Source organism: Microbacterium sp. NPDC077184 (assembly GCF_040687055.1).
Taxonomy (GTDB): Bacteria; Actinomycetota; Actinomycetes; order Actinomycetales; family Microbacteriaceae; genus Microbacterium.
In genome coordinates this window covers 761,052-784,518 of sequence record NZ_JBFBMM010000001.1, presented here as the reverse complement: position 1 = coordinate 784,518, position 23,467 = coordinate 761,052, and the positions used below count along the sequence as shown (strand labels likewise).

The window sequence follows — 23,467 nt, the reverse complement described above, 5'->3', positions numbered from 1 at the left end:
CTCACTCCTTCGTGGATTCGGGGATGCCGGCGCGGGCGACCGCCCCGGAGCTGACGAGCGCGGCGACCCGCTCGAGGTCGGGCGAGAGGAAGCGATCCGTCCCGGGGCCCCCGATGCCGGCATCCCTCAGCAGATCGCGGACCCGGGCGGTGCGCGGCGCCGGAGCGAGCGGGGCGCGGAGGTCCAGGGCGCGGGCGGCGGTGAGCACCTCGATGCCGAGCACCCGGGCGAGACCGTCGACGCCGCGGCGGAGCTTGCGACCCGCCGCCCACCCCATCGACACGTGATCCTCCTGCATCGCCGAGGACGGGATGGAGTCCACGGATGCCGGGACCGCGAGGCGCTTGAGCTCGGAGACGATCCCGGCCGCGGCGTACTGCGCGATCATCAGGCCCGAGTCCACCCCGACCTCGTGGGCGAGGAAGGGCGGCAGTCCGTGGCTGCGGGCAGGGTCCAGCGCACGGTCGGTCCGTCGCTCGGAGATCGAGGCGAGGTCGGCGACGGCGATCGCGAGGAAGTCCAGCACGAAGGCCACGGGCGCGCCGTGGAAGTTGCCGTTCGAGCGCACCTGTCCGTCGGCGGTCAGCACCGGGTTGTCCACGGCGGACAGGAGTTCCCGGTCGGCGATGCGCCGTGCGTGATCGACGGTGTCGCGCGCGGCGCCGTGCACCTGCGGGGAGCAGCGAAGCGAGTACGCGTCCTGCACCCGGGTGCACGCGGCGGGATCGCGGTGCGAGCGGACGATCTCGGAGTCGGCGAGGAGGGCGCGGAGGTTCGCGGCCGACCGGGCCTGACCGTCCTGGGGGCGCAGCGCCATGAGGTCGGCGGCGAACACCGCGTCGGAGCCGAGCTGACTCTCCACCGACATCGCCGCGGCGACATCGGCCGTCTCCAACAGCGTTTCGAGGTCGGCGAGGGCGAGGAGGAGCATCCCGAGCATGCCGTCCGTGCCGTTGATGAGGGCGAGACCCTCCTTCTCCGCCAGGACCAGCGGAGGGATGCCGGCCGCGGCGAGCGCGGATGCGGCATCCGTCGGCGTGCCGTCGGCCTCGCGCACCTCTCCCTCGCCGGTCGCGGCGAGCGCGACGTGCGACAGCGGCGCGAGATCGCCCGAGCAGCCGAGCGAGCCGTACTCGCGGACGACGGGGGTGATGCCGGCGTTGAGCATCGCGACGTAGGTCTCCGCGACGACCGGACGGACACCCGTGCGACCGGTCGCGAGGGTCTGCAGGCGCAGCAGCTGCAGCGCGCGGATGACCTCGCGCTCGACCTCCGCTCCGGTGCCCGCCGCGTGCGAGCGGATGAGGCTCGCCTGCAGGGCGACCCGGCGCTCAGCGGGGATGAATGTCGTCGCGAGCGCGCCGAATCCCGTCGAGATGCCGTAGTGCGCCCGGGTGTCCTCGGCGAGGGCGTCGACGATCGCGCGGGATTCCGTCATGCGCGACCGCGCCGCCACGCTCAGGGCGACCGATGCGCCGTGACGCGCGACGGCGACGACGTCCGCGGGCCGCAGCGTGGCGTCGCCGATCTCGACGGTGCGTGCGGACGGGGAGGCGACGGCGGTGCTCATGGGTCGATCCCACCGCACGACGCTCGCCTGCGGGGAGGCCGCGTGCCATTCTGTGTCTGTGATCTCAGACGGGGGCGTGGCCGCGGAACTCAGCGCGGGAAGACGATCGCGAACTCGGAGCCGCGTCCCACCACGCTCGTCGCGGTGAGGCTACCGCCCATCGCCTCGATCAGTCGCCTGCTGAGGGTGAGTCCGAGGCCTGTGCCCTCGTACTGGCGCGACAGGGAGGAGTCGCCCTGCTCGAACGGCTCGAAGATGCGCTCGAGGTCGTTCGCGGCGATGCCGACACCGGTGTCCCACACCACAATCCGCACCGACTCCGCAGTATCGGTGACCCGCACGCCGATGGAGCCTCCTGCGGGCGTGAATTTCACCGCGTTGGCGAGCAGATTGATGAGGGCGGCCCGGAAGCGCACGGCATCCAGGGGGATGCGGGGAAGGTCGACGGGTGCGTCGAGCACGATGTCCAGCCCCTGACGGACAGCGAGATCCTTGATCACTCCGCGCGCCTCCGCGATGACGGCAGCGACATCGCAGTCGGTCAAGACCGGCTCGTCCTTGCCGGCCTCGGTCTTGGCGAAATCGAGGATGGTGGTGATGACATCCAGCAAGTGGCGTCCGCTGTCGCCGATCTGGTCGACGAACGCCCGCTGCCGGTCGGTGAGCGGCCCGTAGATCTCGCGTTGGAGGACGGAGCTGAGACCGATCACCGCGTTGAGGGGCGACCGGAGCTCGTGACTGACGCCCGCGAGGAGCTCGTCCTTCGCCCGGGCGGCGCCCTCGGCCGCGTCCCGCGCCTGCCGGAGCGCGGCCTCGGTCTCCTTGTGCGCGGCGATGTCGCGGACGATGACCGTCGTGACGGGCTCTCCGTCGTATCGGCCGCGGACGAACGTGCCCTCCGCCGGCCGGAGGACCCCGTCGAGTCCTCGGACCTCCATCTCCATGCTCGAACCCGTCTGCAGCGCGTCGCCGGCGCGGCGGATGTAGGCGCGGAGGTGCGCGGGCGGGAGGTGGGCCCAGACACGCGTTCCGATGAGATCCGCCGCGGGCGATCCGACCAGTTCTCGCGCGGCGCGGTTGGCCAGCACGATCCTGCCGTCGGCCCGGAAGGTCACGATGGCGTCCGCCGCCTCCTCGACGATCAGCCGGTGGAGCTCCTTGTGATGCGCCTGGCGGCGCTCGGCCTCGATGCGTTCGCGGTCGACGGTCGCAGCTTCCATGAGGCTGCCGACGGTGGCCGCGAGCGGCGCGAGGAAGTGGACGAACTCCTCGTCGAAGCCCCCCTCCCGGTTCGCGAGGGCGACGACTCCGACCACGGCATCCCCCCGTCGGATGGGGACGCCGAGGAACGACTCGAGGGGCGGGTGCCCGTCGGGCCGTCCCGACGCGCGCGGATCGGTGAGCGGCGCGTTGGAGATCACCGGCCCGTTGTCGGTGACCACACGACCGAAGAGGGTGTCGAGGTTGTGGAACTCCATGCCGCGAGGTCCGAATCGGGCATACATCGCCCGCGTCGTCTCGTTCCACGAGATGTCGGTCATGGCCCAGCTGCGCAGGAAGGGGCCGTCGGCATCGTGCAGGACCTGTGCGATGAAGCCGTAGGCGCTGCCCGTGACCGCCAGCAGGTCCTCGAGCAGTCCGTCGAAGAGCTCCCCCACGTCGCCGCCGGCCATGTACTGCCCCTGCATGCGCGTGAGGGCGTCGAGGAGTTCGTTCGATCGCTGCAGCTGCGCGTCGACGGAGTGGAGGGTGGTGACGTCCTCGATCATCCCCTCGAAATAGGCGATCGCGCCGTCCTCACCCCACACCGGATGCGAACTCACGCGCACCCAGCGAAGACCGCCGTCGAACCGTCGGATCTGGAGGTCCTCCACCGGGATCGGATCTCCCGCTTGCGCACGGCGGATGAGCCACTCGCGGCGATCCGGGTCGGCGTAGATGTCCCGCGCGTGGACCGAGGCCAAGGCCTCGAAGGATTCGGCACCGAGGAGGCGCACGAGGGCATCGTTGCCGGCGACGAAACGGCCCTCGACCGTCGTACGGTACATCGCCACCGGCAGCCGGGCGACGATGTCGCCGAGGACGTCGGGCCGCTGTCCCGTCATCGCGGCGACGCGTCTTCCATCGTCGTGCGGATCACGTCGGCCAAGGCGTCGAGTTCGACCGGCTTCCCGAGGACCGCGTTGCCGAGCGCCGCGGCGCGTTCGAGGATCTCCGGGCTCTGAGAGGCGGTGACGAAGACCACGCGCATCTCGTCGAGGCCGGGGATCGCGGGCAGGCGACGGGCGACCTCGAGACCGTCGATCCCGGGCATCATGATGTCGAGGAAAAGCAGACGGGGCTGGACGGCCCCGCACATCACGAGCCCCTCCCAGCCGTTGAGCGCCGAGTGCACCGACACCACGCCGCCGAACCCGATCGCCGCCGCCTCGACGAGGGCGGCGGTGACGGGATCGTCGTCGATGACCATGACGACGAACTCGTGGACGATGTCGAGCTCCGCCGCCAGGGCCTCCAGCGTCGCCCGGTGCTTCGGCGTGGGTTCGCTGCGTCCGCGCTCCCACGCGTTGATCGTGGGATACGACACGGCCAGACGTCGCGCCAGGCCCTCCTGCGTGTCGCCGTTGGCCTGCCTGATGCGGGCGACGAGGTCCGCGCTGGTGATCATGAGCTGATCTTACAAAACTTCATGAAGTCTTGATCGTTCTGACGCGCGAGCAGCGCGAGCGGATCGCGGTGGACGAGCGTCCCGACGTGGATGAGGTACCAGTCGGCGATCTCGTCGAGAGAGAGCCCCGTCGCGGCGACGTGATTCACGCGGGCGATGTGCGCGCGGGCCTCGGCGTCGTCGAGGAGCTCCGCGATGGCCCGGGCGAGGTCGGCGGCGTCGTCGGGTTCGAAGTACGCACCGGTGAACCCCTCCTCGGCGACGAGGTCCTGCAGGTCGCCGATGCGGGGCATGATCGGCGGGCAGCCGAACGCGCCGGCCTGATGGAGGACTCCGGAGCTTCCCGTGGTGCCCGCGTACGGGAAGACCGTCACCGAGGCCGAGCGGAAGAGCGCCTCGACCTCGTCCTCGGGAACGTACCCCCGGAACTGCAGGTCGGACCCGCCGTAGCGCTCCTCCATGCTCGCCAGGTATCCGGGGGAATTCGGGCTGTCGGTGCCGGCGATGACCACCTGCACGTCGGGCCGACCCAGCGAGCGGACCGCGTCGATGAGCACTTCGACCCGCTTGTAGGTGCCGAACTTGCCGAAGGTGAGCACCGTCGCCCCCCTCGATGCCACCGGGGGCGACGGGACGACGGGTGCGCCGCCGAACGACCCGTGCGGAGTCAGTGCGACGTTTCCCGCACGGTACTTCTCGCGAAGGACGTCGACGTATCTCGGCATCGTGGTGGTGACGACGTGCGAGCGCAGCACCATCCAGGTGAGCGCGGTGCCGATCGCGCGCAGAAGGATCTCCGCGATCCGGCCGGCGCGGAATCCGGCCGCACCCAGATCGACCGTCTCGACGATGTTGTGCATCAGGGTGATGACCGGAACCCGGAGCACCCGCAAGAGGAGCGGCGTGAGCAGGCCCAGCGCGGCGGAGACCTTCGAGGAGCCGAAGCTGGTGAAGTGGGCGTTGATGATGACGGCGTCCGCTCCCGCCGCTCGGACGGCGCGCGCGATGCGCCACGGATTCCCGATCGAACCGAATCGCCACGTCCGGTGGATCTCGACGCCCTTGATCGACGGATAGTAAACCTGGAGGTCCTCGACCAGAGCGACGACGCGGATGCCGCGCTTGCGGCCGAGGGCGGCGAGGAGGTGCAGGCCGTATTCGGCGAGGGTGGTGGGGCTGGGGCTCAGCGCCGTGACGACGGCGATCGTGGTCTCACGCATTCCGGTACACCCCTGTCAGGGCGTTCCGCCGGATCCGGGCGATCGACCAGACGAAGCGCAGGGCTTCCCGCGCCGGGCGGACCGTGGAGCCGGGCGCATCGAACCAGCGCACCGGCACTTCCGCGATCCGGTATCCGAAGCGCTGCGCCAGGTGGAGCATCTCCAGATCGAAGGAGAACCCGTCCACCGTCTGCGCGGCCGCGATCCGTGCCGCCGCACCCGCGGTGAAAAGCTTGAAGCCGCACTGCGTGTCGGCGACGCCGATCCCGAGCCCCACCCGCACGACCCCGCGGAGTCCGGCGGTCATCGCGCGGCGCAGCAGTGATCGATTGACGACGTCCGCGCCGGCGGCGGCGCGCGATCCGATCGCGACGTCCGCGCCCGCGTCGAGCTCCGCGATGAGACGCCCCACTTCTTGGGCGGGGGTGGCGTTGTCGGCGTCGGAGAAGAGGACCATGCGGCCCTCGGCGTGCTGGAACCCGCGGCGCACCGCTGCGCCCTTCCCGGCGTTGCGCGGTGCGTGCACGACACGGACGTTCGCGTGATCGATCAGATCGATGAGCGTGCGCGTGGCGTCCCGGGAACCGTCGTCGGAGACGATCAGCTCCCAGGTCAGGTTCGTGCAGGCGAGGTGCGCGGCGAACGCCCCGATGGTGGGAACGATGCGCGCCTGCTCGTTGTATGCGGGTACGACGACGCTGAGATCGATGGGACGGGTGTTGCGGTTGTCGCGCCACGAGACGTACGCCTCGTAGGTGTGCGCTGTGGTGTTCATGAGCTCCTCTGCTCTGCTCGGGCGGCCACGGCCGTCGGGAGGGGGGTCGGCTCGGGAGCCGGGTGGGAGGGAAGGGCGGTCCGCAGACGATGCGCGCGGGCGAGGGACACGGTCGCGAGCGCGGTCAGGGTGACGACCGTCGTGACGACCTGCAGCCAGGCCATCGACAGGGGGGTGTCGGCGGCGATGAGAAGGACGAGGACCTGGACCACCGCGCCGCCCAGCAGGACGAGTGGGCCGATGCGGCGTCCGCGCGCGACGTCCGTGGCCGCGAGGAGCGTCGACAGCGACAGCAGCGCCGTCGCCGCGGTATAGGGCACGAGAAGAGGAACGGCGGAGGTGTAGGCGCGGCCGAAGAGGATCTCCACCGCCGCGCCGCCGACGCTCGCCGCGAGCACGACCGCGACTGCTCCGAGGACGCCGATCACGGAGAAGGCGAGGATGCCCGTTCGACGGCGCTCCGCCGGTGTCGTCGACGCGCCCGCGAGGACGGGGACGACGGCTTGGACCACTGACCAGGAGACGAAGTACAGCGATCGGCACAGGACCGCTGCGGCCGCGTAGACGCCGGCCGCGGGGGGATCGAAGGCGGCCTTGGCGAGCACCAGGTCGGCGTTGTTCAGTACCGTCTGCGCCGCCAGCATCACCACCGCCGCCGCCATCGTCCCGCGCAGGTCCTGCAAGGGGATCGTCACGCGTGGACCGCGACGAACAGGGCGCGTCCAGGCGACGGCACCGGCTGCGAGGAAGGACATCAGGATGCCGAGCGAAGCCCCGACCACACCCCAGCCCGCGGCTACGAGCACGAGGACGATCCCCACCCGGGCGACCGCCTCGGCGACGTACGTCGCCGCGAGCCGCGGGAAGCGCAGTGCCCCCTGCAGAAGGCCCCTGTAGGCGGCCTGGGCGAAGTAGACCGGAAGACCGACGCCGATGATGACGAACATCCAGGGGCTGGTCGTCTGCAGCAGAGCGGCGAGGGACCACGCTCCCCCGCCGAGGAGAGCGGCGCACATCAGGCCGATGATGATCGCCCATCGCACGAGGGTGCGGCGTAGCTCCGGGACGCTCTCCGGCTGTGCCGCCGCTGAGCGCGCCGCGACCATCTGCACGGTGGCGGCGATGATCGCCGCCGAGAGCACGAGGGTGATCGCCAGCGTGGCGTCGCCGAACTCGGCGGGATCGAGCAGGCGCGCGAGCGCGAAGTTCACGAGGTAGTTCGCGGCGCTCACCAGCAGCATGGTGAGCGACAGCACGGCCGCGCCGGCCAGGAATGCGCGTACAGGCCGCGCGTCGGGAGCGGTCATCGCGCCTGCTCCCGGATCCAGGCGCGCGCGCCGTCGAATCCGACGCGCGCGCGGTCGGTGAGATCGGCCACGCGTTCGCCGAGTGCCCGCCGGGCGACGGCGGGCTCATCCGCGACCTCGGTGATCGCATCGACGAGGTCCTTCGCGGTGAAGGGCACTCCGAGATCCACGGCGAGGTGTGAGACCCCGAATGCTTCGGCGAGCTCACCGACCTTGACGTCGTAGACCAAGGGGAGGACGGGGACCCCCAGCTTCGCCGCGGTGATGAGGGCGTGCAGGCGCTCGCCGAGGACGAGGTCGCACGACGCGACGATGCGCGCGACATCCTGGTGCGTCGTCGGTCGGTGCGGGATGACGGTCAGACCCGGGTTCCTCGCCGCGAATTCATCGAGCACCGCCGCGTCGTGGTGCGTCTTGCCGCGGGACTGCATCGGCAGGGCGTGGATCTCGAGCGCACGCTCGTGCCCGACCGTCCGCAGGGCCGCGCCGACGGTCTCGATGACGTGGTTCCAGTTCTCGGGTACCGCGATGTCGTGGTTCAGGCTGAGTGCGACGCGCAGCGGGCCCGACGCCTCCCGCGGCGTAGCGACCTCGTCGCCGCGGAGCCAGGCGGGAGTCGTCGCGAAGACCGCGTCGGTCGAGGCGACCACCGTCGTCGAGGTGCCGATGTCATCGCACAGACGCCGAGACGCCGCGTCGCGCACCGTGACGAGGTCGGCCCGGTCGAGGATCCGGCGCGCGAGTCGGCGACCCCGGGCGGTCTGGATAGGACCGACTCCGATGTTGAGCATCGCCACCGGCTTCGCCCCGAACCATCGCGCCGCGACCACCAGCGCCAGGATCATCAGAAGGGTCGCATAGCGGCCTCGCCCGGTGGCGCGGGACAGCTCCTTCACGATGCTGCCGCCCGCGAAGACGAGCACGTCGGCGCGCCGCAGGTGGCCGAGCAGCGCCACGCGATCCCGAGCCGTGTCGATGAGCTCGTACGTGTATCGCGCCCCCAGTCGAGCGGTGGTGTCGGCGAGGTCGTAGGTGTTGATCACGTACGAGTGATCGCTGCCGAGCTGGGCGAGGAACGTCTCGAGCAAGAGCTCGTCTCCGATGTTGTGCTGGCCGTGGGTGCCCAGCAGGAGGATGCGGATCGGCGTGTCAGTCATGGGGATCTCCGTGATCGTCGGGGGTGGTCGTCTCTTCGGACCGGGGCCGCGTGCGGGCGCGGATCGTGAGGACCGCTCCGAGGACGAGAAGCGAGGCGAGGAGGAGGACCAGACCGTCGGCGCCGAGTCCGCCCGAGTCCTCGGGTTCGAGCGACGACACTCCCGCGGCCGCGAGGTCGAGCAGTTCCTGTTCCGAGAGGTCGGCGTGCGCGTCGTTGGCGGCGGCATCGACGTAGCCCTCGCTGTCCGGTCCGAAGACGTCGTAGGTGTCGGTGCACTCCAGCTGGGCCGGGGAAACGATCAGGCCCGACGGCTCCTCATCGGTGAGCGCGAGATACGTGGTCTCGGGGACGAGGACGACGCCCTCGACGAGGAGGGGGTTGGCATCGAGCTTGTCGATCCGCAGCGTGTGCGCCCCGGCATCCATCTCCGCCGTCCCGAGGTCGTGGTACTCGTATCGCGAATTGACTGCGACGAGTCCGTCATCGAGGCGCGCCTGCATCTCCCCGACCGCGATGCCGGAGGTGTCGACGGGCGAGCGGTCGGGCGAATACACCGTCTCGGACGTGTAGAAGTCCACCGCGCCCGGGGCGGGGCGCAGCTCCAGCGCGCGGTCGAGTTCGACGGTTCCGGAATCGACGGTCAGTGCGTTGGCGCTCGCAGCGCCCCGCATCAGGATCCGGTAACGGCCGGCGTGGTCCACCTTCGCGGTGATGGTGAACCCGGTGGCCCGCGGCACCGCGATGAACGAGCCACGGAGGGTGCCGAACACGCCGGGGGTGATCATCTCGGTGCGGTTCCACTTCGTCGTCGAGAACATCAGGAAGGCTCGGAACATCGGCGAGAGGTAGTAGCTCGACGCGACGATGTCGGAGTTGAACGGAAAGATCTTCGGCGACGGTGAGGCGAACGCCTCCGGATGCCGCTGCACCCACAGGTCGACCGCGGTCGTCTCTGGAGACGCACCGGTGTAGACGAGCGCATCCGCGGTCTCCTCGGCGTACGGGAGGTACTGGAGGTCGTAGCAGCGGGTGAGATCGAGGCGGTTCCACAGGAGGGCGAGATACTCGCTCCAGCTGGTGTCGATCAGCAGCGTCGGCCGGTCGTCCGCGGGAGGATCGACGAGCTCGTAGAGGATGAACGTGTCGTTCTCGAAGCGGTTCTCGACGAATCCCATCGCCTCCTGCCGCTGCAGGGCGGGACCGATGTACGTCTCCACGTCGGGGAGGTACTCCGCGCCGACGCCGCGGTTGTCGCGCAGCTTCTTGTTGACGATCATGTAGCGCAGATCGATGTCTCGGGCGATGTTGATCCACCAGTCCTGCTGGTAGTAGAGGCCACGGAGGAGGAGGAAGAACTCGAACTTGTTCTCGCTGTCGCCGGTGAGCCCGTAGTAGTAGCTCGGCAGGTCGAGGTAGTAGATGAAGAACTTGTCGATGAACTTGTGGTCGATCCCGTTGTCGTCGGTGACGAGCTTCGCCGTCTCGGTCGGCGGCAGAACGACGGTCTTGCCTTCTTCCAGGCCGAGCAGCTCGGCCTTGAGCTCCTTCAGGTCCTGCACCGGGTACGGCGAGAGGAAAGTGCCGAAGTTCCCCGATCCGAAGACGGATCGGTAGTTGGCGTTGGAGAGGAGCGGCGCGAAGAAGACCGCGCCGATCGCCACGAGGGCCGCGGCGCGGAGGAGCGACGCGTCGCCCGCCCGAGCGCGGCGCATCGAGCGACGCACCACCGCATCGACGGCCCATGCGATCGCGAGCGACATCACCAGCGGCGCGACGACGAACAGCAGCAGCTGGAATCGGTGGGGGAAGCGCAGGACCTGCACGATCGTGGACGAGATCGAGAGGCTGATCGAGCCCACCGGTCCGTCGTTGCCCGCGAGCGTGCGCGTCACGGCGGAGAGCGTGCGGTGGAAGCTCGGGAACCACTGCGGTTCGGCGTATCCGATCGTCGCCCAGAAGGCGAATGCGGAGACGACGGCCAGAACGCCGAACAGCTGCCGGTGGGCGCGGGTGGTGAGGAGCGCGCGACGCACCTGCGGGACCACGAACGGCACGAGGAAGATCGCCGAGTACATGAGGTTGCTCACGCGCGGCACCTTGGCGAGGTAGTCGCCGTAGAGGATCTTGTCCATGATGCCCGCGAGATCCCAGCTGAGCACGTGCAGCCACGAGACGGAGGCGTCGCGGATGAAGTAGTAATCGCCCGGCACCGTCTCGGAGAGGTTCTCGACCCCCCGCAGGGCGACGAACTTCACGAACAGCATGTACGGGATGAGCGTCACCACGACGAAGATCGCCACCACGATGACCCCGCGCCCGATGGTCGTCCGGCTCCACCGCCGCACGGCGAGACGGATCCGGCGTGCCCGGTCGCGCGCCCGCAGTGCGGCGACGATCCGCGCCGGCAGGCCGGGGAGCCGCGCAACGCCACCGGTGCGGATCCAGCGCGCGAGCTCGCCGAGGAGGAGTGTGATGCCCGCGACCGCCACGAAGACGACGAAGAGCACGAGGTAGTGCACCGCGGGGTTCAGCAGGACGATGACGGATGCGAGCGTGGCGCGCAGCATCCATCGGCGCTGAGCGAAGAGCAGGGCGTGCAGCATCAACAGGATCGAGACGGTGACCATCGCGAGCCCGAGGGCGAGCGTGTAGAAGTGCGTCACCTTGGCGTAGATCATGATCGCGTAGACGAGGACGACGGGAAGAGCCGCGGACAGCGCGATGGTGACCGGCGACAGCGTGCGGAAGACGTCGGTGAGGAACCAGACGACGGCGCGATAGGCGACGATCACGATGCCGGGGATGACGAGCAGGATCGCGAACGGCAGCACCTGGAAATGGCGCACCCACGTCGTGAGGAAGGCGTACCGCACACGGAACTCGTAGCCGTGGGTCAGCTCGTTGAACTGTCCGGCGGCCTGCTCCAGCAGCTGGCTGTCGACGTTGAAGAAGGGGACCAGCTCGTCGCCCACGATGACCGACCGCCCCGCGAGGATGTCGGGGATGCCGAAGAGCACGCCTCGGAACACGACGAACGAGATCGCGACGTAGACGAAGGAGACGCCCCACGTGATGCGGCGCGCGACGCGCAGCTGATCCTCGCGCCGGACATCGGGCGCGAGCGCGACGGCGGTCACCGCTCCGGGACGTCGGCGGCGTCGACGGAGAGCACCCACTCGTTCCGCCCGCACGCCCTCCGATACTCGACGTCGCTGAACACCTGGTCGATGATGGCGAGCCCGTACCCGCCGTCGCCCGACAGGCTCGGCCTCGCGCCCTGCGAAGCGTCGGGCAGCGCGCCGACGGGGAGCGTCCCGCCCCAATCGGTGACCAGCACGGTGACAGCCGCGGGCGAGGCGGTCATGGCCACGCTGATCGGTCCGGTTCCGCCGCGGTAGGAGTGACGACGGATGTTGACGAGGAGCTCGTGGAGACCGAGCCTCGCCCGGTGCGCGTCCTCGTGTCCGAGCCATCGGGCCGATCGATCGAGCAGCCCGCTCATGCGCTCGTCGACGCGCGAGAAGTCGACGCCGTCGCCGACGAGGAAATCGTGGGTTCTCACAGCGGATATTCGGATCGGATGACGACGACGGCGCGGTCGTCGAAGACGGGGCCGAGGCCGGCATGACGGTCGACCGCGGACAGGATCGCGTCGACGGCCAGGCGCGGCTCGTGAAGCTCCGACGCGACGATGCGCTGCAGCCCCGCGATGCCGAACTCGTAGCCGCGCCAGTCCTGCTGATCGGTCACGCCGTCGCTCGCGAGGGTCAGCACCGCGCCGGGCGGAAAGGCGAGTTCCCGTTCGAAAGCGCTCGCCTCGACGGAACCCAGCGGCGGGCAGGTCGGGACCAGGCAGGTGGCTCGACCCGCGGCGTGCATCACCACCGGGTGGTGTCCGGCGGAGGCGAGACGGACGACACGCGCACGCGGGTCGACCGCCGCGACCACGAGGGTCGCGAGGGTGCCGGTGCGATCGAGCACACCACGCATCGAGGTGTCCACGGCACGAAGGAGCGCGCCGGGTCGAGCACCGACCTGCGGCGCATGGTGCTGCACACTCGCCAGCAGCATGGCCGCCACGAGCGATGCGGCGGTGCCCTTGCCGGAGACGTCCGCGAGAACCGCGACCAGGTGCCCGTCGATCTCCAGCAGATCCACGACGTCTCCCCCGATCCCGAGGGCTTCGCGGACGTCGCATGCCGCCGAAACGTCGCCGACCGCGAGACCGAAGGATGTCGAGAGCGCGCGCTGCACCCGCTCGGCGTGCCGCGACGCGTCGTACCCCGGTGAGACGGGGCGCTGATCGATGAGCAACGACATGGTCAGGCTCGCGCCGCGACGCGCCCGGCCCGGGAAGTCCCGGCGACGCGGAACACTTCGTCCAGCCGCGTGAGCTCGAGGATGATGCGCACGGCGTCGGACACCTCCACGATCGTCGTCGACCCGGCGTGGGCGAGGGTCGCCTTGAGCGTGCGCACCAGCGCCGCCAGAGCGCTGGAGTCCATGAACTCCACCTCGGAGAGGTCGAGGTAGACGTGGGGTCGGCTCTCATCGATGAGGCCGATCACCCGCCGATCGAATTCTTCGACGCGATGCGCGTCGAATCGCCCGCTGACGGTGGCGGCGATGAGGTCAGGTTCCCGGCTGACGGTGAGGTGCATGACGAACTCTCCCTAGATGACGCGCCTTCGGGTGGCGCTCGAGCCCTTCGGGTGGGCTCGATGCAACTTTATAGCGCTTTATATTAAGCTGTCAACGACTCCGCACGTGTTTCTGGCAAGCTGAGGTCGATGGCCACCTCCGACCGGCGGGATCGCACTCCGGAGAGATCTCAGGTTCCCGCCGCCGATCAGACGCTGCGGATCCTGTCGTTCCTCGCGCGCCAGCGAGGGCCGATCGCGGCGCAGACGATCACGGCGCACCTCGGCATCCCGCGGTCGAGCGTCTACCACCTGCTGAAGGTGCTGGAGGGTCACGGGTTCGTGGTGCACCTGGCCGACGAGCGCCGGTGGGGACTCGGAACCGCCGCGTTCGAACTGGCGGGCGGCTTCGCGCGGCAGGAGCCCCTCGCCCACCTAGGGCGCCCTCTGGTCGCCGCGCTCGCCGACCGGACGGGCGAGAGCGCGCATCTGGCCGTGATGACCGGACGCGACGTGCTCTACCTTGTCGAGGAGCGTGCGCCGCGCCGGCCGGCGCTGGTGACCGACGTCGGCGTCCGCCTTCCCGCGCACCTCACCGCGAGCGGGCGCGCGATGCTCGCAGCACTTCCCCGCGCGCAGGTGCGAGCCCTCTTCCCGGATGCGGCGGCGTTCGCCGACCGGACCGGGCGCGGGCCGTCGCGACCCGCGGAGCTCCGCGAGGTGCTGCGCGAGGTGCGGGAGCGCGGGTTCGCGAGCGAGGACGGAGAGGTCACGCTCGGGCTCCGGTCGGTGGGTGTCGCCGTGCGCGACCATGCGGGCTGGCCCGCCGCGGCCGTCGCGGTGACGTGGCCGGAGGAGCTGCCGCGGGACCCGGAGCACCTCGCCGCCGAGCTGCGGCATGCGGCACTTGAGCTCTCCCGTCACCTCTATGGCACGCCCTGACGCCCACACCCCGTCACACCCCGGGGCGATTCCGACGCTTCAGCCTCTTCCGGGGCCTCGAACGGTCGGAATCACCCCGGGGTTTCACACGAGCCGCCGGCCGCTCAGACGGAGGGCGTCCGCACGACCAGCTGAGGCTCGACGAGGACGTGCGCGGCCCCCGCGGTCGTCGGGCGGGGCGCGACGACGTTCCCCGACGGCCCCATGAGGAGGTCGAGAGCACCGGCGGCGACCTTCTCCGGAAGCTGCTCGATGCTCGACAGCCCGAGCGCTTCGGCGGACGGGGTGTTGTCGAAGCCGATCACCGGCAGCCGCGGCATGCCGGCCTCAACGGCGGCGAGGTGCGCCCCGATCGCGAGGGAGTCGCTCGCGCAGACCAGGGCGTCGATCGATTCGTGGCGTTCGAGCGCGTCCGCCACGGCCGCGCGCGCCAGAGCGACGTCGTCGCGGACGGTGAGCCGGAGACCGCTGCGCGCCGCACCCTGCATCGTCTCGCGCCAGCCGCGCTCGCGCTCGTCTCCGGTCCCCGATCCGCTCGGCCAGCCGAGGAAGGCCACGCGATCACCGGCATCGAGCGCGAATCGCGTGGCGGCCGCCGTTCCCGCCGCCCCATCCACGTCGACCCAGAGGTGGGCGGGATCCTCGACGTCGTCGACACCCCACGGGCGACCGAAGGCGACGAACGGGACGTTGCGGGAGGTGAGCCAGCGGGTGCGCGGGTCGCCGTGGAAGGTGCCGGTGATGACGACCGCGTCGATCTCGCCGCCGTCGACGAGATCGCCCATGCGTGCGATCTCCTGATCGGCCGTGCGCGCGGCGTACAGCAGCACGCGCATGCCGCGGTCGGTCGCCCGCTCGGTGAGGGCGTGCACGAAGCGGTCCAGCACGACCCCCGAGATTCCTCCGGCGTACGGATCGAGGTGGATGCCGATCGTCGAACTGCGGCGGGTCCGCAGCGCCCGCGCGGCGGTGTGCGGTCGATAGCCGAGGTCGCGGATCGCCTGCTCCACGCGCTCGCGCGTGCCGTCCCGCACGATCGCCGGAGTGTTCAGCACGTTCGACACGGTCTGACGGGACACCCCCGCGACCCGCGCGACGTCCTCGACGGTCGGTGCTTTCGCCATGGCGACCCCCTCCACCCTGGGAACGTTCAAATCGTTATCCTAGGGCGCCCCCGCCCATCTTGACAGGACCCGCTCGCCGTCCCTAACGTGTGAGAACACGGGAGTTTGAACGATCAAGTTATCGCGTCAGCACGTTTGAACGATCTAGAACCCGCGTTCTCGACGGACTCATCGAAGGAGAGAGACCCATGACACAGCGCCCCCTGATCCGCCGCACCGCAGCGCCGGCCCTCGTCGCCGTCGCCGCCCTGGCTCTGGCCGGATGCGGCTCGGGGTTCGACGACACCGCGGACAGCGGTGACGGCGGACTCACCACCTCCGAGGACGGCCTGACGATCCTGATCGGCTCGAGCGGTGAAGCCGAGACCGCCGCCGTCGAGGAGGCGGTGGCCGCGTGGTCGGCGGAATCCGGCATCGACGCCTCGGTGCAGGTCGCCAACGACCTCAACCAGCAGCTCGCCCAGGGATTCGCCGCGGGCAGCCCGCCGGATGTGTTCTACCTCTCCACCGATGCCCTCGCCGGGTACGCCGACAGCGGGGCGCTGCTCCCCTACGGCGACCAGCTCAGCAACGCCGACGACTTCTACCCGAGCCTGGTGCAGAACTTCACCTACGAGGACGAGTTCTACTGCGCCCCCAAGGACTTCTCCACCCTCGCCCTCATCATCAACGAGGGACTCTGGGCGGATGCCGGACTCACCGAAGCCGACGTCCCCACCACGTGGGAGGAGCTCGCCGACGTCGCCGCGACCCTGACGCAGGACGGCCGGGTCGGACTCGCGTTCGGCGCGGAGTACCAGCGCCTCGGTGTCTTCATGGCTCAGGCCGGCGGCGCGCTCGTCACCGACGACGGCACCGAGGCCGTCGCCGACAGCCCCGAGAACGTCGAGGGCCTCACCTACGCGCAGGAGCAGCTGCAGGCGGGATCCTTCGCCTACGTCGCCGACATCGGCGCCGGTTGGGGCGGCGAGGCCTTCGGGCGGGAGCTGGCCGCGATGACGATCGAGGGCAACTGGATCACCGGCGCGATGAACGCCGACTACCCCGACGTGGAGTACCTCGTCGCGGAGCTTCCCGCCGGCCCCGCGGGACAGGGCACGATGCAGTTCACCAACTGCTGGGGTATCGCCGCCGACAGCCCGAACCAGGAGGCCGCGCTCCAGCTCGTCGAGTCGCTGACCAGCACCGACGCGCAGCTGGCCTTTTCCGAAGCGTTCGGCCCGATGCCCTCGATCGAATCCGCCGCCGCGGACTGGACCGCCGCGAACCCCGACCTCGCCGCGTTCCTCGACGGCTCGGCGTACGCCGTGGGTCTTCCCACCAACGCCGGGGTCTCGCAGGTGATCGGAGACTTCAACGCACAGCTGGAGTCGCTCGAGACCGGCGACCCCGCCGGCATCCTCTCCTCTGTGCAGACGAACCTGCAAGCGATCGTCGGCTGACATGACCGCGTCCCCTGTCGGAACCTCCGTGGTCGACGGGACGACGTCCCCGACCGGCGCCCCGCCTCGTGGCGGGGCCCGGCGGGGGCGGGGTCTGCGTCGGAACGAGACGGCGGCCGGGTGGACCTTCACCCTGCCGATGCTCGTCATCCTCGGCCTGTTCCTCTTCGTCCCGGTCGTGATGGCGCTGTGGGTGAGCTTCTCGGATTGGCGCGGACGCGGCAGCCCCTTCGGCGCCGACGTGAGCTTCGTCGGCCTGGAGAACTACGCCTCCATCACCACCGAGCAGGGTCTCCCGCGCCGGGACTTCGGCCTGGCGCTGCGCAACAACGCCTGGTACGTGCTGCTGGTCGTCCCGCTGCAGACCGCGCTGTCGCTCTTCCTCGCCGTCCTCGTCAATCGCGCGGTGCTGCGCGGACGCGGGTTCTTCCGGACGGCCTTCTACTTCCCCTCGGTCACCAGCTCGGTGGCGATCACGATTCTGTGGCTGTTCCTCTTCTCCTCCACCGGTGTGGTGAACACGGTCCTGTCGTGGGTGGGGCTGTCGGGACCGAACTGGTTCAACGATCCGAGCGGCGTCGTCCACAACGCCCTCGCGGCGGTGGGGATCACCCAGCCCCCACCCGCCCTCGCCGACGGGTCGATGCTCGGCGTCACCTGGTGGGAGTGGCTCGGCGGACCCTCGGTGGCGATGAGCGCGTTCATCCTGATGGCGGTGTTCACCACGAGCGGCACCTTCATGCTCATCTTCCTCGCCGCGCTGCAGAACATCGGCGGCGAGACCTACGAGGCGGCGCTCATGGACGGCACGAACGCATGGCAGCGCTTCTGGCGGGTGACTCTGCCGCAGCTGCGCACGGCGCTGTTCACCGTCCTCACCCTGGGACTCATCGGATGCTGGCAGGTCTTCGACCAGATCTACACCGGCACCCAGGGCGGCCCCGGGAAGACCACGCTGACACCGGCGTACCTCTCCTACGACGCCGCGTTCCTCGGGCAGCGGTGGGGCGAGGGCGCGGCGATCGCGTTCGTCCTGTTCGTCATCATCGTCGCCTTCACGCTCCTGCAGCGCTGGGTGCTCCGCGAGCGCCCCGTGTCGAAGCGGCGGGCGCGCGCGTACCAGCCGTCCACCGTCCCGTCGACGGCGACCGGAACGTCCGCGACCCCGGAGAGGAGCTCCCGATGACCACCACCACCCCCGTCGTCGGTGCCCCGGCATCCGTCAGCCACTCCTCGCGCCCGCGTCAGGTGCCCCGCATCGGGCGTCGTCGCCTCGGCAAGATCGCGCTGTACGTTCTGCTGATCGTGCTCGCGACGATCTACATCTTCCCGTTCCTCGTGCAGGTGTCGACGTCCTTCAAGACGGATGCCGAAGCGGCGACCGATCCGATGTCGCTCGTACCGCAGGTGTGGTCGTTCGCCGCGTACGAGCGGCTGTTCCTGCGGAGCGACTTCCCGCTGTGGTTCACCAACTCCGCCATCGTGACGGTGATGGTGACCCTCGGCCGGGTCTTCTTCGTCTCGCTCGCCGGGTATGCCCTGGCGCGACTGCAGTTCCGCGGCCGCACCGTGGTCTTCGCCGCCCTCATCGCGGTGATGGCCGTCCCGAGCGTCGTGCTGCTCATCCCGAAGTTCCTCGTGCTGAACCAGCTCGGCCTGTACGACTCGTACGCCGGGATGATCCTGCCGCTCCTCGTGGACGCGGCCGGGGTCTTCATCATGAAGAACTTCTTCGAGTCCATCCCCGCCTCGGTGGAGGAGCAGGCGCGCATCGACGGTGCGGGCACGTTCCGCATCTTCTGGTCGGTCGTCCTCCCGATGGCCCGGCCCGCGCTCATCACGATCGTGATCCTGTCCTTCCAGGGATCGTGGAACGAGCTCTCCCACTTCATCGTGGCCACCCAATCCCCCGAACTGACCACCCTGACCAAGGGCGTGGCCTCCCTCGCCTCCGGTCAGCTCAGTCAGGGCACCCAGTATCCGCTGAAGCTCGCCGCGGCGGCGATCATGACGATCCCCGTCGCCGTGATGTTCTTCATCTTCCAGCGGCGCATCATGAACGCCAGCGAAGGAGCCGTCAAAGAGTGAACGACACCTCCCCCTCCCCCGCCCGCCAGCCCCTGCTGCACGACGCCGCGGTGGTGATCCACGCTCCGACCCAGGTCTGGGCGCGCCCCGACGGCGACGTCGGCGGCGGCGCGATCGACGGCGTGTACCTCGGTGACACGCGGTTCTTCCGCCGCGTCTCACTCTCCGTCGAGGGCGCGCGGACCGAGCCGATCGCGACGTCCGCCGACGCGGCCGCGCGCGTGCGCTTCACCGCGCTCGTCCGCGACCTCGACGACGACGCCGCCGACCCGAAGCTCATCCTCGAGCGGGAGCGGGAGGTGTCCGGGACGGGGATGACCGAGGTCATCCGGCTGCGCGCGCACCTCGGTGCTCCCCAGCGCGTGCGCGTGAGCGTGGACCTCGAGCCCGAGTTCGCCACGATGCACACGGTCAAGGCCGGAGCCCCGGACGCCGCCGCATGGGAGGCGGCGGATGCGCCCGGCGGTGTGGCGGTGCGCGCGGGCGCGGCATCCGCTCTCGTCTCCGGAGACGGCACCCTTGCGACGGATGCCGGGGGCGTGCGTCTCGTGTGGGACCTCGACGTCCCGGCGCGGGGATCGGCGGCGGCGCGCTGGACCGCGACGCTTCGGGACGAGGCGATGGTGGTCGAACCGGCGACGAGTGCACGGCGTCTGCGCTCGCCCGACACCGCGGGCCTCGACCCGCGCGCGGAGCGCTGGGCGCGGGTCGCCCTCGACGATCTCGACCGGCTGCGGCTGCGCCTGCCCGGTTCGGAGGACGAGTTCTACGCCGCGGGCGCCCCCTGGTTCTTCACGCTGTTCGGTCGCGACTCGCTGTGGGCGGCGCGTCTGGCGCGCGCCGCCGATCCCGCGATCGCCGTCAGCACCCTGCGCGTGCTCGCACGCCTCCAGGGACGGACCGACGACGTGGACTCCGCCGAGGAGCCGGGGAAGATCCTCCACGAGCTCCGCGCCGACACGTTCCACGTGCCGGGCGAGCAGGTCTCGCTTCCGCCCGCGTACTTCGGCACCGTCGACGCGACCGCCCTGTGGGTATGTCTGTTCGGCGACCTGCTCGAGGACGGAACCCCGATCGAGGAGCTCCGCGATCTGCTGCCGGCCCTCCGAGAGGCGCTCGGGTGGCTGACCCGCCACGGCGAGGCGTTCCTGTCGTATCTGGACCGGTCCGGGCACGGCCTGGCCAATCAGGGCTGGAAGGACTCGGGAGACTCGATCCAGTGGCGGGACGGCTCGCTCGCGGAGGGGCCGATCGCGCTCTCCGAGGTGCAGGGTTATGCGTACGAAGCCGCGCTCGCGGGCGCGCGACTGTTGGACGCCTTCGGCGAACCCGGCGCGGCCGATCTCCGCGCGTGGGGCGAGGCGCTCCGTGCGAGATTCCGCGCGGAGTTCTGGGTGACCACCCCGGAGGGGCACTACCCCGCGATCGCGCTGGACACGCACGGCCGCGCGGTCGACACCCTGACGAGCAACATCGGCCACCTGCTCGGGACCGGCATCCTCGATCCGGACGAGGAGCGCGAGGTCGCGCACCTGCTCGTGGGTCCGACCATGCGCTCCGGGTTCGGCATCCGCACGATGTCTTCCGACGCCGGCGGGTACTGGCCGCTGAGCTATCACGGCGGCAGCGTCTGGATCCACGACACCGCCATCATCGCCCGCGGGATGCTGCGCGCGGGCCTGAACGAGGAGGCGGCGCTCGTCGCCCTGGACCTGCTGGCCGCGGCGGAGGGCTTCGGATACCGGGTGCCGGAGCTGCACGCGGGCTTCGCGGGCACCGCCGGGGATGTCCCGGTGCCGTATCCCGCCGCCTGTCGCCCGCAGGCGTGGTCGGCCGCGGCCGCCGTCACCGCGATCGAGGTGCTGCGCGCCACGGTGTGACGGGCTACCGTGTCGAGAACGCGGGAGATCCGGGCACGGCGGGTACCGCCGGGCCACCGGAGTGCTCAAATCTCCCGCGTTCTCGACGCGCCGCGCGCGGTAGTCGATGCGGCGCCGGTCGGCAACCCCCTGCAGAGCCCGCCGCGCCCTGCCTACCGTGGAGGCATGCTCACCGCCGACATCCCGACCCCTGCCGACCTCCTCGAGCTGATCGACCACCGTCACCCCGTGAGTGTGACCCTGACGCTCGAGTCCTCTCCGCTGCCGAGCGAGCACGAACGGATCGCCCTGGGCCTGCGGAACGCGATCGACGAGGCCGAGCGACAGATCGACACCCTCGAGCTGTCGCGATCGGAGGCCGCCGAGGCCGCCCAGGTGATCGCGTCGCTGCGCTCCCTGGTCGACGATCCCGAATTCTGGGAGCAGCAGTCTCGTTCGCTCGTCGTCCTCGCCGCCCGGGCCGGTTGCAGGCGCATCGCCTCGCCAACACCGTCACCGATCACGTCGCCGTCGGCGACCGCTTCGACACCGGCGCGCTCCTGCGTTCGGTCGCCTTCCCGAACCGCGCCTTCACCGTCCTGCTGTCGCAGGGGTCGGCCCGGCTGGTCGAGATCGGACCCGATCACCGGCCGCGCGAGCACGCCCTGGACCTCCCCGACGATCACGCGATGATGCTGGAGAAGACCGCCACGGACGGGCAGGCCGACACTCCGCGCGCCGACGGCGCGACCGGCGACCGCATCGAGCGCGAGCGCTACGCACGGGCCGTCGAGGTGCTCGTGCGTCCGATCGTGCCGGATGACGTCCCCGTGATCCTCGCGGCGGCGACCGACCTCGTCCCGGCCTATCGCGCGGTGAACACCCATCCCCTGCTCCTCGAGGACGGCATCTCGGCGCACCCCGAGTCGCTCGACGACGAGACGCTGTCGGCGGCCGTCCGGGAGATCCTCGACGCCCAGCACGCGCGGGAGCTCGCCGAGTGGCGCGAGCACCTCGGCACGCAGCAGGCCGAGGGGCTCGGCTCCTCCGACCTCGCCGAGGTCGCTCGCGCCGCGACGGCGGCGGCGGTCGCCGAGCTGCTGTTCGACATGGACGACACCACCGAAGGCCACATCGACGAGTTCGGGACCATCACACCCGCACCGGATGCCGGGGCGGCGACGTATGCGCTGGTCGACGAGATCGCGGCCCGGGTGCTCCGCACCGGTGGGCGCGTCCGCGCCGTGCGCCGCGAGGACCTCGTGGGCGACGCGCCGGTGGCGGCGACGTTCCGCTTCCCGCTCGGCGCCTGAGTCGCGCGGGTCAGTCGACCTGGACGACCGTGCCGCCGGTGAGGGCGACGAGCTGGTCGAAGGTCAGCGGGAACACCGTGTGGGGTGTGCCGCCCGCGGCCCAGATCTCGTCGTAGCCCGCCAGATCCCGGTCGACGAGGGTCTCCAGTGGCGCGGGGTGTCCGGTGGGGGCGACCCCGCCGATCGCCTGACCGGTCGCGCCGCGGACGTCGTCGACGCTCGCGCGGGTGATCCGCGTCCGTCCGATCCGCTCGGCGAGGGCGGCGGTGTCCACGCGATGGGCGCCGCTCGTCATGACCAGGAGCGGCTCGCCGTCGGCGAGGAACACGAGGCTGTTGGCGATCGCGCCGACCTCGATCCCGAGGGCGGCGGCGGCGAGGGCGGCGGTGGAGGCGGCATCCGGAAGGACGACGATCTTCCCGGGGATGCCGGCCTCGGCGAGACGGTCGGCGACGATCTGACTGCGCGGGTGGAGGTTCTCGGTCACGGCGCTCAGCCTACGATCCCGACCGACCCGGCGCCGCGGGCGAGGAGCGTCCCGTGCGGCATCAGGAGCCACCCGTCCGGGTGGGTGCTCCACTCGTGCCACCCGTCCGAGATCCGCTGGAGCGCCGCGTCGTCGGCGGCTCCGAGCCGGCGTGCGTGGTCGGCGAAATCGGAGTGCACGGCCCGTTCGGCCCACGCCCCGCCCCACCACGCGCGGTCCTCGGGAGACTCGAAGAGCCACAGCTCGGCCGAGGAGCGGATGTCGGTGAACCCCGCCTCGCGCGCCCAGGCCTTCAGGCGCCGCCCGGCATCCGGTGCGCCGCTGACGGCGCGGTGCACGGCGAGGTACACGGTGAACCATTCGTCGAGCGCCGGGAGCCGAGGGAACCACGACGTCCCCTCGTAGTCGACGTCGCGCGCGGCGACGAGCCCGTCGATCCCCGCCACGCGCCCGAACTCGCGGAGCGCATCGACGGGGCGCGACAGATGCTGGAGGACCTGGTGGGCGTGGACGACGTCGACGCTCCCGTCCGGGGCGTCGACGTCGTAGGCGTTGCCGACCGCGAAGGTGAGGTTCGACAGCCCTCGGGCGGTGGCGAGCTCCGCGGCGCGCGCGACGACCTCGGCGGAGACGTCCAGGCCGCGGACGGCGCCGGGCGCGACGATCTGGGCGAAGTCGGCGGTGATCGTCCCGGGTCCTGCGCCGATGTCCAGAAGCGACATTCCGGGACGGAGCTCGGGCAGAAGGTAGGCGGCGGAATTCTCCGCGGTCCGCCATTCGTGCACGCGCAGCACGCTGCCGTGATGCCCGTGGGTGTAGGGGTCGACGACGCTCATGGAGAAAACCGTAACCTCCCGCGTCACCGCCGCCCCA

General features: G+C 70.6%; 20 protein-coding genes. 6 read left to right on the top strand and 14 right to left on the bottom strand.

Going from position 1 to position 23,467, the window contains the following annotated elements; translation table 11 throughout:
* Window position 1: 1 nt before the first annotated feature.
* The 11 genes from hutH to AB0O93_RS03705 form a co-directional block, all read right to left on the bottom strand.
* Window positions 2-1,570, bottom strand: coding sequence for a histidine ammonia-lyase (gene hutH / locus AB0O93_RS03755; protein ID WP_363340635.1), 1,569 nt, complete (start codon window positions 1,568-1,570; stop codon window positions 2-4).
* Window positions 1,571-1,659: 89 nt separating this feature from the next.
* Entirely contained in the window at window positions 1,660-3,675 is a 2,016-nt protein-coding gene (locus AB0O93_RS03750; protein WP_363340633.1) for a PAS domain S-box protein, read from the bottom strand.
* A complete protein-coding gene (locus AB0O93_RS03745) occupies window positions 3,672-4,238 on the bottom strand; it encodes a response regulator (protein WP_363340631.1) in 567 nt (188 codons plus the stop codon). The genes AB0O93_RS03750 and AB0O93_RS03745 overlap by 4 nt, the downstream gene beginning before the upstream one ends.
* Complete coding sequence (locus tag AB0O93_RS03740) at window positions 4,235-5,458, bottom strand: glycosyltransferase (protein ID WP_363340629.1); 1,224 nt, start codon at window positions 5,456-5,458, stop codon at window positions 4,235-4,237. Before AB0O93_RS03740 ends, AB0O93_RS03745 begins: the two co-directional genes overlap by 4 nt.
* Window positions 5,451-6,233, bottom strand: a complete 783-nt coding sequence (locus AB0O93_RS03735) for a dolichyl-phosphate beta-glucosyltransferase (protein ID WP_363340627.1) — start codon at window positions 6,231-6,233, stop codon at window positions 5,451-5,453. The genes AB0O93_RS03740 and AB0O93_RS03735 overlap by 8 nt, the downstream gene beginning before the upstream one ends.
* A complete protein-coding gene (locus AB0O93_RS03730) occupies window positions 6,230-7,540 on the bottom strand; it encodes an oligosaccharide flippase family protein (RefSeq protein WP_363340625.1) in 1,311 nt (436 codons plus the stop codon). Before AB0O93_RS03730 ends, AB0O93_RS03735 begins: the two co-directional genes overlap by 4 nt.
* Window positions 7,537-8,697 (bottom strand): polysaccharide pyruvyl transferase family protein, encoded by a 1,161-nt coding sequence (locus AB0O93_RS03725; protein ID WP_363340623.1) that lies wholly within the window; start codon window positions 8,695-8,697, stop codon window positions 7,537-7,539. The genes AB0O93_RS03730 and AB0O93_RS03725 overlap by 4 nt, the downstream gene beginning before the upstream one ends.
* Window positions 8,690-11,836 (bottom strand): hypothetical protein, encoded by a 3,147-nt coding sequence (locus AB0O93_RS03720; protein ID WP_363340621.1) that lies wholly within the window; start codon window positions 11,834-11,836, stop codon window positions 8,690-8,692. The genes AB0O93_RS03725 and AB0O93_RS03720 overlap by 8 nt, the downstream gene beginning before the upstream one ends.
* A complete protein-coding gene (locus AB0O93_RS03715) occupies window positions 11,833-12,261 on the bottom strand; it encodes an ATP-binding protein (protein ID WP_363340619.1) in 429 nt (142 codons plus the stop codon). The genes AB0O93_RS03720 and AB0O93_RS03715 overlap by 4 nt, the downstream gene beginning before the upstream one ends.
* Window positions 12,258-13,019 carry a PP2C family protein-serine/threonine phosphatase gene (locus tag AB0O93_RS03710; protein WP_363340617.1) on the bottom strand — a complete coding sequence of 254 codons (762 nt, stop codon included), beginning with the start codon at window positions 13,017-13,019 and terminating at the stop codon, window positions 12,258-12,260. The genes AB0O93_RS03715 and AB0O93_RS03710 overlap by 4 nt, the downstream gene beginning before the upstream one ends.
* A 2-nt stretch (window positions 13,020-13,021) precedes the next feature.
* Entirely contained in the window at window positions 13,022-13,360 is a 339-nt protein-coding gene (locus AB0O93_RS03705; RefSeq protein ID WP_363340615.1) for an STAS domain-containing protein, read from the bottom strand.
* Window positions 13,361-13,489: 129 nt separating this feature from the next.
* Between AB0O93_RS03705 and AB0O93_RS03700 the strand changes: the two genes are divergently transcribed.
* Window positions 13,490-14,281: an IclR family transcriptional regulator gene (locus AB0O93_RS03700; RefSeq protein ID WP_363340613.1), complete on the top strand. Its 792-nt coding sequence runs from the start codon at window positions 13,490-13,492 to the stop codon at window positions 14,279-14,281.
* A 104-nt stretch (window positions 14,282-14,385) separates the two neighbouring features.
* Here the strand turns inward: AB0O93_RS03700 and AB0O93_RS03695 are convergent, their stop codons facing one another.
* Complete coding sequence (locus AB0O93_RS03695) at window positions 14,386-15,405, bottom strand: LacI family DNA-binding transcriptional regulator (protein ID WP_363340611.1); 1,020 nt, start codon at window positions 15,403-15,405, stop codon at window positions 14,386-14,388.
* Window positions 15,406-15,593: 188 nt separating this feature from the next.
* Here AB0O93_RS03695 and AB0O93_RS03690 point away from each other — a divergent pair, with 188 nt between their 5' ends.
* The 5 genes from AB0O93_RS03690 (at window position 15,594) to AB0O93_RS03670 (ending at window position 22,107) form a co-directional block, all read left to right on the top strand.
* On the top strand, window positions 15,594-16,847 hold the full coding sequence (locus AB0O93_RS03690; protein WP_363340609.1) for an extracellular solute-binding protein: 1,254 nt from the start codon (window positions 15,594-15,596) through the stop codon (window positions 16,845-16,847).
* A 139-nt stretch (window positions 16,848-16,986) separates the two neighbouring features.
* Window positions 16,987-18,033, top strand: coding sequence for a sugar ABC transporter permease (locus AB0O93_RS03685; protein WP_363340996.1), 1,047 nt, complete (start codon window positions 16,987-16,989; stop codon window positions 18,031-18,033).
* Complete coding sequence (locus tag AB0O93_RS03680) at window positions 18,030-18,935, top strand: carbohydrate ABC transporter permease (protein ID WP_363340607.1); 906 nt, start codon at window positions 18,030-18,032, stop codon at window positions 18,933-18,935. The genes AB0O93_RS03685 and AB0O93_RS03680 overlap by 4 nt, the downstream gene beginning before the upstream one ends.
* Window positions 18,932-20,815 (top strand): glycogen debranching N-terminal domain-containing protein, encoded by a 1,884-nt coding sequence (locus tag AB0O93_RS03675; protein WP_363340605.1) that lies wholly within the window; start codon window positions 18,932-18,934, stop codon window positions 20,813-20,815. The genes AB0O93_RS03680 and AB0O93_RS03675 overlap by 4 nt, the downstream gene beginning before the upstream one ends.
* A gap of 464 nt (window positions 20,816-21,279) precedes the next feature.
* Window positions 21,280-22,107 carry a hypothetical protein gene (locus AB0O93_RS03670; RefSeq protein ID WP_363340603.1) on the top strand — a complete coding sequence of 276 codons (828 nt, stop codon included), beginning with the start codon at window positions 21,280-21,282 and terminating at the stop codon, window positions 22,105-22,107.
* Between the two features lie 10 nt (window positions 22,108-22,117).
* Here the strand turns inward: AB0O93_RS03670 and AB0O93_RS03665 are convergent, their stop codons facing one another.
* Both AB0O93_RS03665 and AB0O93_RS03660 read right to left on the bottom strand, forming a co-directional pair.
* On the bottom strand, window positions 22,118-22,594 hold the full coding sequence (locus tag AB0O93_RS03665) for a YbaK/EbsC family protein (protein WP_363340601.1): 477 nt from the start codon (window positions 22,592-22,594) through the stop codon (window positions 22,118-22,120).
* Window positions 22,595-22,599: 5 nt separating this feature from the next.
* Window positions 22,600-23,430, bottom strand: a complete 831-nt coding sequence (locus AB0O93_RS03660) for a methyltransferase domain-containing protein (protein ID WP_363340599.1) — start codon at window positions 23,428-23,430, stop codon at window positions 22,600-22,602.
* Between the last annotated feature and the right edge of the window lie 37 nt (window positions 23,431-23,467).

What these genes read in the sequence shown, in the direction of transcription:
- AB0O93_RS03710 (WP_363340617.1), bottom strand. Translation starts at nt 13,019, where the DNA reads ATGTCGTTGCTCATCGATCAGCGCCCCGTCTCACCGGGGTACGACGCG.
- AB0O93_RS03730 (WP_363340625.1), bottom strand. Translation starts at nt 7,540, where the DNA reads ATGACCGCTCCCGACGCGCGGCCTGTACGCGCATTCCTGGCCGGCGCG.
- AB0O93_RS03725 (WP_363340623.1), bottom strand. Translation starts at nt 8,697, where the DNA reads ATGACTGACACGCCGATCCGCATCCTCCTGCTGGGCACCCACGGCCAG.
- AB0O93_RS03680 (WP_363340607.1), top strand. Translation starts at nt 18,030, where the DNA reads ATGACCACCACCACCCCCGTCGTCGGTGCCCCGGCATCCGTCAGCCAC.
- AB0O93_RS03735 (WP_363340627.1), bottom strand. Translation starts at nt 6,233, where the DNA reads ATGAACACCACAGCGCACACCTACGAGGCGTACGTCTCGTGGCGCGAC.
- AB0O93_RS03660 (WP_363340599.1), bottom strand. Translation starts at nt 23,430, where the DNA reads ATGAGCGTCGTCGACCCCTACACCCACGGGCATCACGGCAGCGTGCTG.
- AB0O93_RS03690 (WP_363340609.1), top strand. Translation starts at nt 15,594, where the DNA reads ATGACACAGCGCCCCCTGATCCGCCGCACCGCAGCGCCGGCCCTCGTC.
- AB0O93_RS03750 (WP_363340633.1), bottom strand. Translation starts at nt 3,675, where the DNA reads ATGACGGGACAGCGGCCCGACGTCCTCGGCGACATCGTCGCCCGGCTG.
- AB0O93_RS03705 (WP_363340615.1), bottom strand. Translation starts at nt 13,360, where the DNA reads ATGCACCTCACCGTCAGCCGGGAACCTGACCTCATCGCCGCCACCGTC.
- AB0O93_RS03685 (WP_363340996.1), top strand. Translation starts at nt 16,987, where the DNA reads ATGCTCGTCATCCTCGGCCTGTTCCTCTTCGTCCCGGTCGTGATGGCG.
- AB0O93_RS03740 (WP_363340629.1), bottom strand. Translation starts at nt 5,458, where the DNA reads ATGCGTGAGACCACGATCGCCGTCGTCACGGCGCTGAGCCCCAGCCCC.
- AB0O93_RS03745 (WP_363340631.1), bottom strand. Translation starts at nt 4,238, where the DNA reads ATGATCACCAGCGCGGACCTCGTCGCCCGCATCAGGCAGGCCAACGGC.
- AB0O93_RS03700 (WP_363340613.1), top strand. Translation starts at nt 13,490, where the DNA reads ATGGCCACCTCCGACCGGCGGGATCGCACTCCGGAGAGATCTCAGGTT.
- AB0O93_RS03695 (WP_363340611.1), bottom strand. Translation starts at nt 15,405, where the DNA reads ATGGCGAAAGCACCGACCGTCGAGGACGTCGCGCGGGTCGCGGGGGTG.
- hutH (WP_363340635.1), bottom strand. Translation starts at nt 1,570, where the DNA reads ATGAGCACCGCCGTCGCCTCCCCGTCCGCACGCACCGTCGAGATCGGC.